The 13187-nt window shown below is 68.0% G+C and carries 11 protein-coding genes; 7 read left to right on the top strand and 4 right to left on the bottom strand.

Annotation, left to right across the window (positions count from 1 at the left end; all coding sequences use genetic code 11):
- Positions 1 to 249: 249 nt before the first annotated feature.
- The 7 genes from ACFV2X_RS20080 to ACFV2X_RS20050 all read left to right on the top strand — a co-directional run bounded on the left by ACFV2X_RS20080 (position 250) and on the right by ACFV2X_RS20050 (position 9223).
- Positions 250 to 1083, top strand: a complete 834-nt coding sequence (locus ACFV2X_RS20080) for an SDR family NAD(P)-dependent oxidoreductase (RefSeq protein WP_385618055.1) — start codon at positions 250 to 252, stop codon at positions 1081 to 1083.
- Between the two features lie 225 nt (positions 1084 to 1308).
- Entirely contained in the window at positions 1309 to 4083 is a 2775-nt protein-coding gene (locus tag ACFV2X_RS20075) for an AAA family ATPase (RefSeq protein WP_385618053.1), read from the top strand.
- Positions 4084 to 4200: 117 nt separating this feature from the next.
- Positions 4201 to 4947, top strand: a complete 747-nt coding sequence (locus ACFV2X_RS20070) for an alpha/beta fold hydrolase (protein ID WP_385618051.1) — start codon at positions 4201 to 4203, stop codon at positions 4945 to 4947.
- 145 nt (positions 4948 to 5092) lie between these two features.
- A complete protein-coding gene (locus ACFV2X_RS20065; RefSeq protein ID WP_385618049.1) occupies positions 5093 to 6346 on the top strand; it encodes an ABC transporter substrate-binding protein in 1254 nt (417 codons plus the stop codon).
- Positions 6318 to 7322, top strand: coding sequence for a carbohydrate ABC transporter permease (locus tag ACFV2X_RS20060; RefSeq protein ID WP_385618046.1), 1005 nt, complete (start codon positions 6318 to 6320; stop codon positions 7320 to 7322). The genes ACFV2X_RS20065 and ACFV2X_RS20060 overlap by 29 nt, the downstream gene beginning before the upstream one ends.
- Positions 7319 to 8134 (top strand): carbohydrate ABC transporter permease, encoded by an 816-nt coding sequence (locus ACFV2X_RS20055; RefSeq protein WP_385618044.1) that lies wholly within the window; start codon positions 7319 to 7321, stop codon positions 8132 to 8134. The genes ACFV2X_RS20060 and ACFV2X_RS20055 overlap by 4 nt, the downstream gene beginning before the upstream one ends.
- Before the next feature lie 87 nt (positions 8135 to 8221).
- On the top strand, positions 8222 to 9223 hold the full coding sequence (locus tag ACFV2X_RS20050; RefSeq protein WP_385618042.1) for a helix-turn-helix domain-containing protein: 1002 nt from the start codon (positions 8222 to 8224) through the stop codon (positions 9221 to 9223).
- Between the two features lie 66 nt (positions 9224 to 9289).
- Here ACFV2X_RS20050 and ACFV2X_RS20045 read toward each other — a convergent pair whose 3' ends face one another.
- The 4 genes from ACFV2X_RS20045 to ACFV2X_RS20030 all read right to left on the bottom strand — a co-directional run bounded on the left by ACFV2X_RS20045 (position 9290) and on the right by ACFV2X_RS20030 (position 13068).
- Positions 9290 to 10453 (bottom strand): NAD(P)/FAD-dependent oxidoreductase, encoded by a 1164-nt coding sequence (locus ACFV2X_RS20045; protein ID WP_385618040.1) that lies wholly within the window; start codon positions 10451 to 10453, stop codon positions 9290 to 9292.
- A 64-nt stretch (positions 10454 to 10517) separates the two neighbouring features.
- Entirely contained in the window at positions 10518 to 11279 is a 762-nt protein-coding gene (locus ACFV2X_RS20040) for an amino acid ABC transporter ATP-binding protein (RefSeq protein WP_385618037.1), read from the bottom strand.
- Complete coding sequence (locus ACFV2X_RS20035) at positions 11276 to 12181, bottom strand: amino acid ABC transporter permease (RefSeq protein WP_385618034.1); 906 nt, start codon at positions 12179 to 12181, stop codon at positions 11276 to 11278. The genes ACFV2X_RS20040 and ACFV2X_RS20035 overlap by 4 nt, the downstream gene beginning before the upstream one ends.
- A complete protein-coding gene (locus tag ACFV2X_RS20030; RefSeq protein WP_385618032.1) occupies positions 12178 to 13068 on the bottom strand; it encodes an ABC transporter substrate-binding protein in 891 nt (296 codons plus the stop codon). The genes ACFV2X_RS20035 and ACFV2X_RS20030 overlap by 4 nt, the downstream gene beginning before the upstream one ends.
- Positions 13069 to 13187: the final 119 nt, after the last annotated feature.

Below are 13187 nucleotides of genomic sequence, written 5' to 3'. Positions count from 1 at the left end.
CCAACTCCTTAGTGATCACCTGATGGGCTGACCTGCCGCCGCGATCCCTGTGGCGACGACGCCGGTTGAGGTATCCGTACCGCGACCGATCTGGGGACCAGTGTGTCAGAAAAACATGGCACAAAATGCCTACTGGCAGACATTGATATTTGTCAGTGACTGCCATATCTTCTGTCTGGGTTGCCCTCGCTGTCTGTCACGACATCGCGGCCGGCTCGAGTCCGTGGTCTGAAAGGGGAGAGGCAAGGCATGCAGACCGTCGTCATTACCGGTGGCACGGATGGCATCGGACGTGGGATCGCCCTGCACTATCTGAGTGAGGGTGCCAGGGTCGTGGCCATTGGGAGCACTCGGCAGAAAGGGGAGGCATTAATCGAGGAGGCCCACAAGATCTCGGCGGCGGACCGGGCCCATTTCCTCGCGGTCGACCTGACGTCGATGTCGGCCACCAGGCGTCTGGTGGAAGAAATCGAGAACTCGTACGCGGCCGTGGACAAACTCGTCCTGTGTGCTCAGCGTTACAAACTCTTCGGTAAGCGTTCGGTGACGGCGGAGGGGTTCGAGCACAGCTTCGCGCTTTCCTATCTGAGCCGGTTCGTACTGAGCTACGGCCTGCGGGACGCGCTGGAGTGCACCAAGCGGCCGGTGATCATGAATGTGGGCACTCCTGGTGTGGGTCTCGGCAAGATCCACTGGGGTGACCTGCAGCTGGAGCGCGGATACAACGGCAACAAGGCCACGCTGCAGTCCTTCCGGGCCAACGACCTCTTGGGTGTGGGTTTCGCCGAGACCTACGACAAAGGCTCCGTGACGTACATCGGGTACAACCCGGGTGTGGTCTCCACGGGAATGCCGAGCTCGTTGCCGTTTCCCATGAAGGTCATGACCAAGGCCACGTTCGCTGTGGCGGCGACGTCGGTGGACAAGGCGATCAAGCCCATGGTCGAACTGCTCGACAGCCCGCCCACCGGGCCTTTCGCCGCGTATTGGAAGAAGAAGTCGGTGAATACCCGTGGCAAGGCGTTCGATGTGGCGGACGCGCTGCGTTTGAAAGAGATCACGGAGGAGTTGGTGGGTATGTGAAGGCCGAGCGGCGCCGGCATTGCCGCTGGTTGCACTAAGTGTCCAGTTGGGAACATAGGGTCATTTTGGGGTCGATCGGTGCCCGGCGGCGGGGGAGGTGTGACCCGTTATGCTGCTACTGAACCCGTCCCAGGCATTCGATCGCTCCTCCATCCACTCACCTACACAGGACCCCACGAGCGGCCCCGGCCTCGGCTGGGGAGTACGGATAGGAAAGGTACGTGAGTGGCGAGGGCAGGCGGATCGCTGAGCCGTAAGGGTCTGCGCGGCCGAGAGGTCGAGCTCGAAGAGCTTCAGGCACTGATCGCCTCGGTGGCCCGCACCGGAAGCGGCGGGTTGGCCCTGATCCAGGGGGAGCCGGGCATCGGCAAGAGCACGCTGCTCGCCGAGGCCGTCTCCGGGGCCAGGGCAGCGGGATTCTCAGTCGGCGTCGGCAAGGCCGATGAGCTTCATCACATCGTGCCGCTCTCGTCGTTGGCGGCCTGCGTCCTGCACGGCGATCAGCCGCTGCTGTCCGGCGATGCCTTTGCCGATCTCGCCCGCAATCAGGATCAGCGCATCTGGCTGGTGGAGCGCCTGGCGGAGGCGATCGAAGCCAGAGCGGGCAGCGTGCCGGTGCTGATCGGTCTGGACGACGTGCAGTGGGCCGATCCGCTGAGCCGGTTTGCCCTGAAGCAGCTTCCGGCACGCCTGCGGACCTCGCCGGTGCTGTGGCTGCTGACCGCGCGACGGGAGCCCGCGGGCCCAGCGGAAGAGGTCGTCGCGGCCGCGATCGGCAACCTCCCGACGGTCACCGTGCCCTTGGGGCCGCTGTCCGGCACGGCCATCGATCAACTGGTCGGCGACACACTCGGGGCAGCGGTTGACGAGCAGGTACGGGACTTGCTCGAGGGGGCCGGCGGTAACCCGTTTCTGGCGGTCGAGATGCTTGCGGGCCTGCGGACCGCCGGGGCATCGGACGAGGTCGTGCCCTCCGGCGAGCTTGTGCCCCCCGGGCTCGTGGTGGGTGTGCGGGGCAGGCTCAGGTCCCTGCTCCCCGGCACGCTGCGCTTCCTCCAGATGGGAGCGGTGCTGGGACGCAGTTTCGGTTTCCACGACGCCGCCGCGCTCTGCGGCCGGCCGGCCGCCACATTGATCGAGGCGCTCGAGGAAGCCGTGCGCGCCGGACTCCTGGACGACGACGGCGATCATCTGGCCTTCCGGCATGATCTGCTGCGCCAGGCGGTCTACGTCGACATCCCGCCGTCGGCCCGGAAGGCCCTTCACCGAGAGGCCGCCCGCCACCTTGTCTCCGCAGGCCACCAGCCGATCGACGCGGTGCCGCACATCCTCAGGGGAGCCCTGCTCGGAGACGAGGAAGCCGTAGCGCTGCTGCAGCGAGCGGCCGACGACGTACTGTCGGTCACGCCGGGCCTCGCGGCCGACCTGATGACACGCGCTCTGGAACTGGTGCCCCCAGCACTGCCGCTGAGGTTCACCGTGGGTGAGCGGACGATCCTCTCCCTGACGCGGGCCGGCCGGAACCGCGAGGCGCTGTCGGCAGGTGACCGGCTGCTGGCCGGCCGGCCGCCGCTGGAGGTGTTCAGCCGGCTGCAGGCCGCCCTCGGTGGGGCGCTGTGGAACATGGATCTCTCCGGCGAATTGCGCCGCCGGACCGAAACCGCCCTCGCCATGGGGGGCGCCGCCCCGGAGATCGGGGCGAGGCTGGCCGCCCTGCACGCCCTGGCCTTGTCCCGGGATCATGATCTCGTCGCGGCCCGTGAGGCCGGAGAGGCCGCGCTGCGTGCCGCCACCGCGGCCGGTGATCGGGAGGCACACATCCTGGCCCTGTCCGGGCTCGGCGAGATCGCGCAGAACGCGGGTGAGAACGCGGTCGCGCTGGGGCGCTTTGCCGCGCTGAGCGCCATCGACTCCGCCTTCCTCCCCGAAGAGATCGTCGCGCATCTGCACATGGACGACTTCGAGGCCGGCGAACGGCTGCTCTCGCAAGCGGCGGACCATGCCGGGGCGATGCGTCAGGCCATGATGCTGTGGGCACAGGGCCTGCACGATCTGGGCCTCGGCCGGCTCGACGATGCCGAGGCCGACTTCATGACCATGGAGCACCTGGAAGACGAGGTGCAGATACCCGCCCAGCAGGTGAACGCTCGCGTGATCTGCTCCCGGATCGCCCTCCTGCGCGGCGACCGGGAAGCGGCGCGGGAGCACCTGGTCGCAGCGCGGGAACGGCTGGCGGCCAAACCGAACCCGGGCAACACGGCCGCGGTGCGCTTCCTGGAAGCGGTCCATGCCGAGGCCGACGGGGACATCGGGCTTGCCGTCGACAGGATCCGACAAGTGCAGCAGCAAGGTGCCTTCATGCGCTGGCGGCTCTTGCGCGACTGGGTCGATTCCGCGATACGCATGGCCCTGCGCGGCGCGGACCACGAACTCGCCGAGGACCTTGCCGCACAGGCCGAAGCCCATGCGAGACGCAACGCCGCCGTGCCGACCGCCACGGGCATCGCGGCGCAGGCCCTCGGGCTCGTGAAAAACGATCTCGCCATGCTCGAACGCTCCGCGGAACTGCTGAAGGCAAGCCCTCGCCCGCTGGTCCGGGCCGCCGCGTACGCCGATCTCGGACAGGCACTCCTGGCGGCGGGCCGGAAACGTGAGGCAGTGGCCGCGCTGACGCACGCCCGTGGCACGTTCGCCGAGTCGGGCGCCCACGCCGCGGCGGCATGCGTACAGCACGCTCTGGAGGGGGCAGGCGCGGGCAGCCCCGGGACAGCGGCCAAGCAGCGCCCCGTCCGCCCCGTCCATGGATGGGGGGCCCTCACGGCCTCGGAGAAGAAAGTCGCACGCCTTGTCGCCGCGGGTCACACCAACCGGTCGGCCGCCGACCTGCTCGTCGTCTCCCCGCATACGGTCAACACCCACTTGACGTCCGTCTTCCACAAGCTGTCGATCAACTCGCGGGTTCAACTCGCGAACCTGGTCATGACCTTGCCCGACAGCTGAGCGGACCTGACTGAGCGGACCTGACTGAGCGGACCTGTTGGTACGTTCACGCGATGCGCTGCCGCACCTGAGCGCGCTTGGCTGGCGTATCCCCACAGTCAGTCGGAGGCCACCGGCATGCGCAGATCCCTCCCCGTACCGCCGACCATCGTGCTTGTGCATGGGGCGTTCACCGATGCCTCGTCGTGGGCGGGGGTCATCAGCCGGCTTCACACCGCCGGGCTGACCGTGCGCGCCCCGGCGAACCCGCTGCGTGGTCTGGCGCAGGACGCCGCCTACATCAGGAGCGTGGTGCGGGAGATCGATGTCCCTGTCGTGCTGGTCGGCCACGACTACGGTGGCGCGGTCATCACACACGCCGCCACCGACGCCGACAACGTCGTGGCCTTGTGCTACGTCGCCGCGTTCGGCCTCGACGCGGGCGAGTGCGTCCTGGACATCGTGAACCGCTTCGCCCCCGCGCCGGGGGCCGACGCGACCTTCACCGCCGCCCTCCCCGCCCCGATTTCCGGCGACCCGGACTGCGAGATCTACATCCGCAAGGAACAGTTCCCGCAGGTGTACGCCGCCGACCTGCCGACCGGCGTCAAGGAGGTGCTGTCCGTCGCGCAACGCCCGATCGCCTGCGCCGCGCTGACCAGCAGGTCGGGCCCGCCGGCATGGGCCTCCAAGCCGTCCTGGTACGCCATCGCGACCGCCGACCGGATACTCAACCCCACCGCTCAGCGGTTCATGGCGCAACGCATGGCGGCCACCGAATACGCGCTGGACGGCTCACACGCCGTGGTGCTGTCGCAGCCCGACGCCGTGGTGGCGATGATCCGGGAAGCCGCCGCACAGGGCCATGACCACCGGGCCGAATGATCCATGTCATCGGCCGGTCAGGGCCGCCCTGTAACATGCGTTCGAGCGAAAGATGCCGGTATGGGCCATCTCGGCGGCGCCCTGGAGTCGTCCACCTTCGCGACACCGGCTTCGGCCACTGACATCACTCGGCAAAGGCACCAGCATGATCTCACCGGCCAGACCGCCGGCGCGGCGGATCGCCGCCCTCCTGACCGGAGCCATCACCCTGGTGGTGGCCGCCACCGGGTGCGGTGGCGGTACCGGCGCCGGGTCCGGTGGCGGCAAGGTGACCTCCATCACCGCGCTCGACTACTACACCGACGAACCCGAGCACACCCAATGGGGCGAGATGCTCACCGCCTGTGGCAGGACCGCCGGTGTGAAGGTCGAGCAGACGAGTGTTCCGCCCGCGTCGCTCGTCCCCAAGGTCCTGCGGCAGGCGTCGTCGCGGACCCTTCCCGACCTGTTGATGCTGGACAACCCCGACCTCCAGCAGATCGCGCAGACCGGCGCGCTGGCCCCTTTGGACCGGTTCGGCATCGACTCCAGCGGCTTCGCCAAGGGCATCCTGTCGGCGGGTACATACGAGGGAAAGGTGTACGGACTGGCCCCCTACGTCAGCACCGTCGCCCTGTTCTACAACAAGGACATGCTCGCCAAGGCGGGTGTCGCCGTACCGAGGACCTGGGGCGAACTGAAGAAGGCGGCGGCCGAGCTGACCCGTCCCGGGCGCTACGGCATGGCGGTCGACGCGAACGCCACCTTCGAGGGCACCTGGCAGTTCCTGCCCTTCCTGTGGTCCAACGGCGGGGACGAGAGGCGGCTGGACACCCCGCAGGCCGCGCAGGCACTCCAGCTGTGGGTCGACCTGGTGAAGAGCGGATCCATGTCGAAGTCGGTGCTGAACTGGACACAGGCCGATGTCCATGACCAGTTCATCGCCGGAAGGACGGCCATGATGGTCAATGGCCCCTGGCGGATCCCCGCCCTGAACAAGGACAAGAACCTGCGCTGGGGGGTTGCCCCCATCCCCGTTCCCCGGGCGGGGCAGACCCCGGTCACCCCGCTCGGCGGTGAGGTGTGGACGGTCCCGCAGAGCTCTTCCAAGGCCCGGCAGGAGAAGGCCGCCCAGGTCCTCGCCTGCCTGAACAACTCCTCGAACATGCTCACCCTGGCCAAGCAGCACTTCACCGTGCCCTCCCGCACCGCGGTGGCCGCCCGGCGCGCGGAGCAGGTGCCGTCGATGGCTCCCTTCGTCACCAGCGTGGAAACGGCGCGCGCCCGCACCAGCGAGCTCGGCGTCAGGTGGCCCAAGGCGGCGACCGGGATATACACCTCGATCCAGTCCGCACTGACGGGCGAACGGACACCGGAGGAAGCCCTCAGGCATGCGCAGCGGTTCGCGACCGATAACTGACCTGCCCCCGACCGAGCCGAAGTCCCGCACCGGTCAGGACGACGGCGCCGTCGCCGCGCGGGAGCGGACCGCGGCCCGGGCGCGCTTGTGGGAGCGCCTGGCCCAGTGGATGTTCATCGTGCCCGCCGCGGCGTACCTGCTGCTGTTCTTCGGCTATCCGATCTTCAGAAACGTCGTGATGAGCTTCCAGCAGTACACGACCACGACGTTCTACACGGGTTCCGCGCCGTTCGTGGGGCTGCGGAACTACTCGGCGATCCTTTCGTCGGACCTCTTCTCCAAGGCCCTGCTGACCACGGTCCTGTTCACCGCCGGCTCGATCATCGGGCAGTTCGTGCTCGGCCTGGCCTTCGCGCTGTTCTTCCAGCGCCGCTTCCCGCTCGGCGGCGTTCTGCGATCGCTCCTGCTGCTGCCGTGGCTGTTGCCGCTGGTCGTCTCCGGAACGACATGGAAGTGGATGCTCGACCCCGATACGGGAGTCGTCAACGCGGTGCTGCGCGGCCTCCATCTCTCGTCCGGCATCCCCTGGCTCACCGGCACTTCACAGGCGCTCGTGTCGGTGATTCTCATCAACATCTGGGTCGGAATCCCCTTCAACACCGCGATCCTGTACGGCGGCCTCCAGGACATCCCCGCGCACCTGTACGAGGCGGCGAAGCTGGACGGCGCCGGCCCGGTGGCGTCGTTCCGCCACATCACCTGGCCACTGCTGCGGCCCGTGGTGAGCGTCGTGCTGGTGCTGGGCGTGGTCTACACGGTCAAGGTGCTGGACATCATCCTCGTGGTGACGGGCGGAGGACCGGCCAACGCCACGGAGACCATCGCCACGCAGTCCTACGAACTGTCCTTTCAGCAGTTCGAGTTCGGGCGCGGTGCCGCGATGAGCAATGTGCTCATCGTCATCTCGCTCGCCTTCGCCCTCGTCTACCTGCGCGCCGGCCGTCGCGCCCGTAACGTCCGAGAGGCGATTCCATGAAGCGCGCGCCGGGCCGTGGCCGGCTGTCCACCATCGTCGGGATCGTCCTGCTCGCGGTGATGCTGTTTCCCGTCTACTGGATGGTGAACGCCTCCCTCCAGCCGGCGGGCAACACGCTCCAGGGAGGATGGTTTCCCTCCCATCCGGACTTCAGCGGATACCTCACCGCACTGCGCGATCAGGGAGGCAACCTCGTCACCAGCCTCGTCGTCAGCCTCGGCAGCGTGGCGCTCAGCCTCGGGCTCGCCGCACCAGCGGCCTACGCGCTGGCCCACTTCCCGCTCCGCGGAACCAACCTCGTGATGTTCGGCATCCTGATCACACAGATGGTGCCGGGCATCGCCGTGGCCAACGCGCTCTACGGCGCCTACAACGACCTGGGACTGCTGAACTCCTACCCCGGGCTGATCCTCGCCGACTCCACCGCCGGGGCCCCCTTCGCGATCATCATCATGAGTGCGTTCATGCGGAGCATTCCCAGGGAGATCATCGAGGCCGCGCGCGTGGACGGTGCCGGCAGGCTGCGGGTCTTCGCCTCCGTGGTGCTTCCGGTGAGCACAAACGCATTGATCACCGCCGCCGTCCTCACCTTCCTCTTCACCTGGAGTGACTTCCTCTTCGCTCTCACACTGACCACCACGGATACCGTTCAGCCGATCACCCTGGGCATCTACCAATACATGGGGGCCCATACGAACCAGTGGAACGCAGTCATGGCCACGTCAGTCTTGGCGTCCGTCCCTGCCGCCGTACTGCTCGTCGCCGCTCAGCGCCATGTCGCCGCCGGCGCCACCAGGGGGGTCGGCAAGTGATCTAGCGGATTCACGCGATGTGCCGCTCCAGGGCCGCTGACATGGTGATTCGGAAGGCTCACCGGTTGAAGGGCAAGGATCATGTCGTTGGATTCATCGAGGCCCGGCGTGCTGGTCCAGGAACGAAGCGCCCTCGGCAGCTTCCACACCACCGAATCGCTGCCCGTCCCCCGCAGACGGTCGTACTGGCGTGAAGCGCTGTCCCAAACGTTCGGCGCCGTGGACATGACCGTCCCCGACGAGGTGTATTCCGGCACGATCCGTACGGCACCGCTCGGCCGGCTCCAGGCCGTCACCGTGGACGGCGACTGCCTGTCCGCACTGCGCACCCGCCGACTGGTCACGCAGGGCCGTGAAGACGAGTACGTGGTCGTCAAACTGCTGGACCGGGGAGTCGCCCGGCTGGAGCAGGACGGCCGTGAGGCGGTCCTCGGACCGGGAGAAATCTTCGTCTACGACATGGCGCGCCCCGTCCGGCTGAATCTTCCCCAGTCCTTCCGGACGAAGTCCCTCGTCATACCGAGAGACGTTCTGGGCCTGAGCGAGTCCGACATGACTCATGTCACGGCGTCCCCGCTCGGCCCCGACACACCCCTCGGTGGTCTGCTCTCCCCCTTCCTGGCCGGGCTCGTGGACGGCGCGGGAACCTACTCGCCACGCACCAGTGAGCGGATGGCCCGTAACGTGGTGGACCTGCTCGGTGTGCTGGCCGGAGAGGTCCTCGGCCGATCGCACGTGGACACGCCCGGCGGGAACCGGGCACTGCTGCTGCGGATCCAGGCGTTCATCGACCGCCATCTCGCAGACCCCGATCTCACCCCGCAGGCCATCGCCCGAGCCCACCGCATATCCCTGCGCTATCTGCACAAGCTGTTCGAGAGCGAAGACGTCACGGTCGGCCGGTGGATCCAGCGGCGTCGCCTGGAGGAGTGCCGACGCGACCTGGCGCACCGCGCGAACGGCACCACGATCGCCGCAGTGGCGCACCGATGGGGTTTCAGCAGCGCCGCGCATTTCAGCCGGGCTTTTCGGGCCACCTACGGGATGGCTCCCCGCGAATGGCGCGACACGCAAGGCTTGGTGTCGTAGGGCCGAATCCGGATTGTCCTGCCGGCGTCGCCGACCGGCCTCCGAGGCGACAACACGCCCACCACCTCAGTGGAGGGCGGCTCTCTCACCGCTCATCCGGTGCAGGCTCTCATCCTGCACGGTGGCCGCCACATCGCGTGTCACCCGGTACGGGGCGAGCTCCGCACGTGGCCGTCCATGGCTGATCTCGTCGGCCACCAACCGCCCGAGCAGCGGGGCCAGATTGACGCCGCTGTGGGTCACCACGCTGTAGAGCCCCGGGGCCGCCGGGCTGGTGCCGACCAGCGGGAGACCATCGGTGGGGACGGGGCGGACGCCGATCCGGGCCCCGGCCAGCCGTGTGGAGCGGAGCGCGGGAAGCAGGCGCTGGCCATGACGGTGCAGGCGCTCCTGGGGCGTGAGCCGGTCACCCGGAGCGGGCTCTTGGGGCAGCAAGGCGTCGATGGACCACGAGATCGAGCAGATACGGTCGCCCGGTGCGGGCCGCAGATCCACCTCGGGCGTGGTGAGAATCGCCTCCAGCCGAGCCTCGGGCACCGGGGTGGTCTCACCGACCAGGCCCGGCACGCGGTCCATCGGAAGGCGCACGCCCGCAAAGCCGGCGATCCGGTCCGCGTCCGGGCCCGCGCAGTTCACCACCCAGTCGGCCTCCCAGCAGCGCGACTCGGTCCGCACACCCCGCACCCGGTCACCGTCGAGCGACAGACCGGTGGCCCGCAGACCGTAGTGGATGTCCGCTCCGAGCAGGGCGGCCCGGTCGAGCAGCGACCGCACGAACAGAGGAGCGTCATACCAGGCGGTGCCGTCGTGGACGACGATTTCCTCAGCGGAGCAGGCACCGGGGTCCACTGCGGGCGCCAGTTCGCGCAGTTCGGCGGGGTCCGCGATCCGGCACGGGTGGCCCCAGGAGCGCAGCCGGGTGGCCCGGTCCCGGAGCGACCGCTGTTCGGCCGCCGTGTCGGCCCACTGCACCGTGGGGGCGGCATGGCGCCATGAGGCGCCGCCCAGTTCCGCGGTCAGTTCGGCGTGGAGGGCGGCGCTGCGACGGTTGAACTCGTAGTAGCTGACGGGGGTTTTCAGGTGAGTGACGTCCATGGCGAAGGTCGCGCTGGACGTTCCCGCGGCGGGGCCGCCCGCTTCGATCACGATGACGTCGGCGCCGGCCAGTGCCAGGTGATAGGCGACGGAAGCGCCGATCACACCGGCACCGAGGACGATGACACGGGACACGTGGGTTCCTTAAGGGTTGATCGGAGCTGACCAGGTGTCAGCGGCGGCAGGTCGGCGGACCGGTTCAGCGGACCTTGCGGAGAAACGCCTGGGTGCGTTCGTGGCGCGGTGAACCGATGACGGCGTCGGGCGGACCCGACTCCACCACGACCCCGCCGTCCATGAAGGCCAGCGAGTCGCACACCTCTCGCGCGAAACCCATCTCATGGGTGACGACGATCATGGTCATACCGTCCCGGGCGAGTGCCCGCATCACATCGAGGACCTCGCCCACGAGCTCGGGATCGAGGGCGGAGGTGGGCTCGTCGAAGAGCATCAGCTCTGGTTCCATGGCCAGTGCCCGGGCGATGGCCACCCGCTGCTGCTGGCCTCCGGACAACTGGGAGGGGTAGCTCTCGCACTTGTCCGCCAGGCCGACCCGGGTCAGCAGCCTCAGCGCCCGTGCCCTGGCGATCTCCTTGCGTTCCTTGGCGACCCGTACCGGCGCTTCCATGACGTTCTGCAGCGCGGTCATGTGAGGGAAGAGATTGAACTGCTGGAAGACCATCCCGATGCCACGGCGCTGCTCGGCCACCGCCTTGTCGGAGAGTTCGTGGATCCTCCCTCCGCGCTCCTCGTACCCGATCAGTCTGTCGCGTACGTACAGACGGCCCGCGTCCACCCGCTCCAGATGGTTGACACAGCGCAGGAGGGTCGACTTGCCCGATCCGGACGGCCCCACCAGACAGAGCACCTCGCCCTGGGCCACCTGAAGATCGACGCCCTTCAACACCTCCACGGGCCCGAAGTTCTTGCGTACCCCCTCGGCCCTCACCACCGCGGTCATGACGAGCTGTCCTTTCGGAAGGCGCGCTCGAGGTAGCGCTGGGCCACGGTGAGCACGGTGGTGGCGACGAGGTACCAGATACAGGCGACCGTGAGCAGCGGAATCTGCGCGAAGTTGCGGGAGTAGATGCCCTGGACGGAGGTGAGCAGTTCGGGCACGGCGATCGCGAACACCAACGAGGTGGTCTTGAGCATCGAAACCGCCTGGTTGCCAGTGGGCGGAATGATGACCCGCATCGCCTGCGGCAGGACGATCCGCCGCATCGTCTGGCGCCGCGTCATTCCGAGCGCATGCGCCGCCTCGGTCTGCCCGTCGTCCACCGAGGCGATACCGGCGCGTACGATTTCGGCCATGTACGCGGCCTCATGCAGCCCGAGTCCGAGTACGGCCGCCGTCATCTGGGTGATGAGCTGGTTGGTGTCGGCCTCGACGAAGGTCGGGCCCCACGGGATGCCGAGCCCCACCGTGGGAACAACGGCGGACAGGAAGTACCAGAACAACAGCTGGACGAGGAGCGGGGTGCCGCGGAAGACCCAGATGTAGAAACCGCTGAGCGCCGACAGCAGCGGATTGGACGACATCCGCAGGATCGCCAGGACGATGCCGCCCACGATCCCGATGACCATGGCGAGCACCGTCAGCAGGGCGGTGGTCCGCAGTCCCTCGAGCACCGCGGGAGCAAAGAGGTATTCCCCCACCACGCTCCATTGCATGCGCGGATTGGTCGCCCACCCCTGGACCAGGAAGACCACCAGAAAGACCATCACGGCGGATGCGCACCATCGGCCGGGGTGGCGCAGCGGAACCGCCCGGATCGGCACGCCCTGGTCGGCCGGGCGCGCCGCGGTTCCACCGTCCTGTTTCAGCACCTCGGTGGTGTACTGCGGCGACCGTCCGCTCATGAGGCACCGCCGTTGACCGTGGCGCGGTCGAGGGCGCCGGAGGACAGCTTCCAGGCCTGGAGGATCTTTCGGTAGGTGCCGTTGCGCATCAGCTCGCTCAGAGCGCCCTGGACGGCCTTGACCAGCGAGGTGTCCTGCTTGTCGACCAGGATTCCGTAAGGCAGGTACCGGTAGGGCTCGCCCACCTTCTTCAGCTTCCCGGCGGACTTCCCTGCGTGGTAGACGACGGTGGGGGTCCCGCCGACGAAGGCGTCCGCCCGCGAGGTGGACAGGGCCTGGATACAGCCGACCGTGTCGGGGAAGACCAGGGGCTTCACCGTCGGCTTGCCCGCCTTCTGGCACTTGTCGGACTGGGCCTTGGCGTCGTCGACCTGGGCGGTGCCCTGCTCCACGGCGACGGACTTGCCGCACAGATCGCCGAGCGAGCCGATCTCCGTGGCGTCCTGCGCCTGCACCAGAATCGAGCTGCTGGTCTTGAAGTAGTCGACGAAGGTGATGTGCTCACGCCGCTCGGGCTTGTCCAGCATGGCCTGAATGGCGAGGTCGTAGCGGTGGGCGTGGACGCCGGCGATCAGGCTGTCGAAGCTGGTCTGGGAGAATTCGACCTTGACGCCCAGCAGCTCGCCGATGGCCTTCATCAGGTCCGGCTCCATGCCGATGACCGTTTTGTTGTCGCTGTCGAGGAAGACCAGCGGCGGATAGTTGTTGCCCTGCGCGACGGCCAGCTTGCCGGACTTCCTGATCTTCGCGGGCAACAGATCGTGCAGCCGCTGGTCCACCTTCTGCTTCGGGGCGGTGGACTTCGACTCACCGCTCGTCGGGCCGCACGCCGTCGTGGCCGCGAGCCCTACCAGGACGAGAGACATCAGCGCACGTCGAACGGCCATGAGGGCCCCTCTCTCATCGGGTTGGCTGGATTTGGCTCCCCACAATGTGCGGGACGCCCACCACCGACGCAAGATCGTTCAGGATGAGCATTGGCGACCCTGTTGTTCAGCTGAGCTGA

This window comes from Streptomyces sp. NPDC059679 (assembly GCF_042734105.1).
Lineage (GTDB): Bacteria > Actinomycetota > Actinomycetes > Streptomycetales > Streptomycetaceae > Streptomyces.
The sequence above is the reverse complement of the archived record's forward strand: the minus strand, read 5'-3'. Positions and strand labels throughout refer to the sequence as shown.

Bases quoted from the DNA above. Each gene is read 5' to 3' on its own strand.
- ACFV2X_RS20030 (WP_385618032.1), bottom strand. From the start codon at position 13,068: ATGGCCGTTCGACGTGCGCTGATGTCTCTCGTCCTGGTAGGGCTCGCG.
- ACFV2X_RS20070 (WP_385618051.1), top strand. From the start codon at position 4,201: ATGCGCAGATCCCTCCCCGTACCGCCGACCATCGTGCTTGTGCATGGG.
- ACFV2X_RS20065 (WP_385618049.1), top strand. From the start codon at position 5,093: ATGATCTCACCGGCCAGACCGCCGGCGCGGCGGATCGCCGCCCTCCTG.
- ACFV2X_RS20055 (WP_385618044.1), top strand. From the start codon at position 7,319: ATGAAGCGCGCGCCGGGCCGTGGCCGGCTGTCCACCATCGTCGGGATC.
- ACFV2X_RS20035 (WP_385618034.1), bottom strand. From the start codon at position 12,181: ATGAGCGGACGGTCGCCGCAGTACACCACCGAGGTGCTGAAACAGGAC.
- ACFV2X_RS20060 (WP_385618046.1), top strand. From the start codon at position 6,318: ATGCGCAGCGGTTCGCGACCGATAACTGACCTGCCCCCGACCGAGCCG.
- ACFV2X_RS20080 (WP_385618055.1), top strand. From the start codon at position 250: ATGCAGACCGTCGTCATTACCGGTGGCACGGATGGCATCGGACGTGGG.
- ACFV2X_RS20040 (WP_385618037.1), bottom strand. From the start codon at position 11,279: ATGACCGCGGTGGTGAGGGCCGAGGGGGTACGCAAGAACTTCGGGCCC.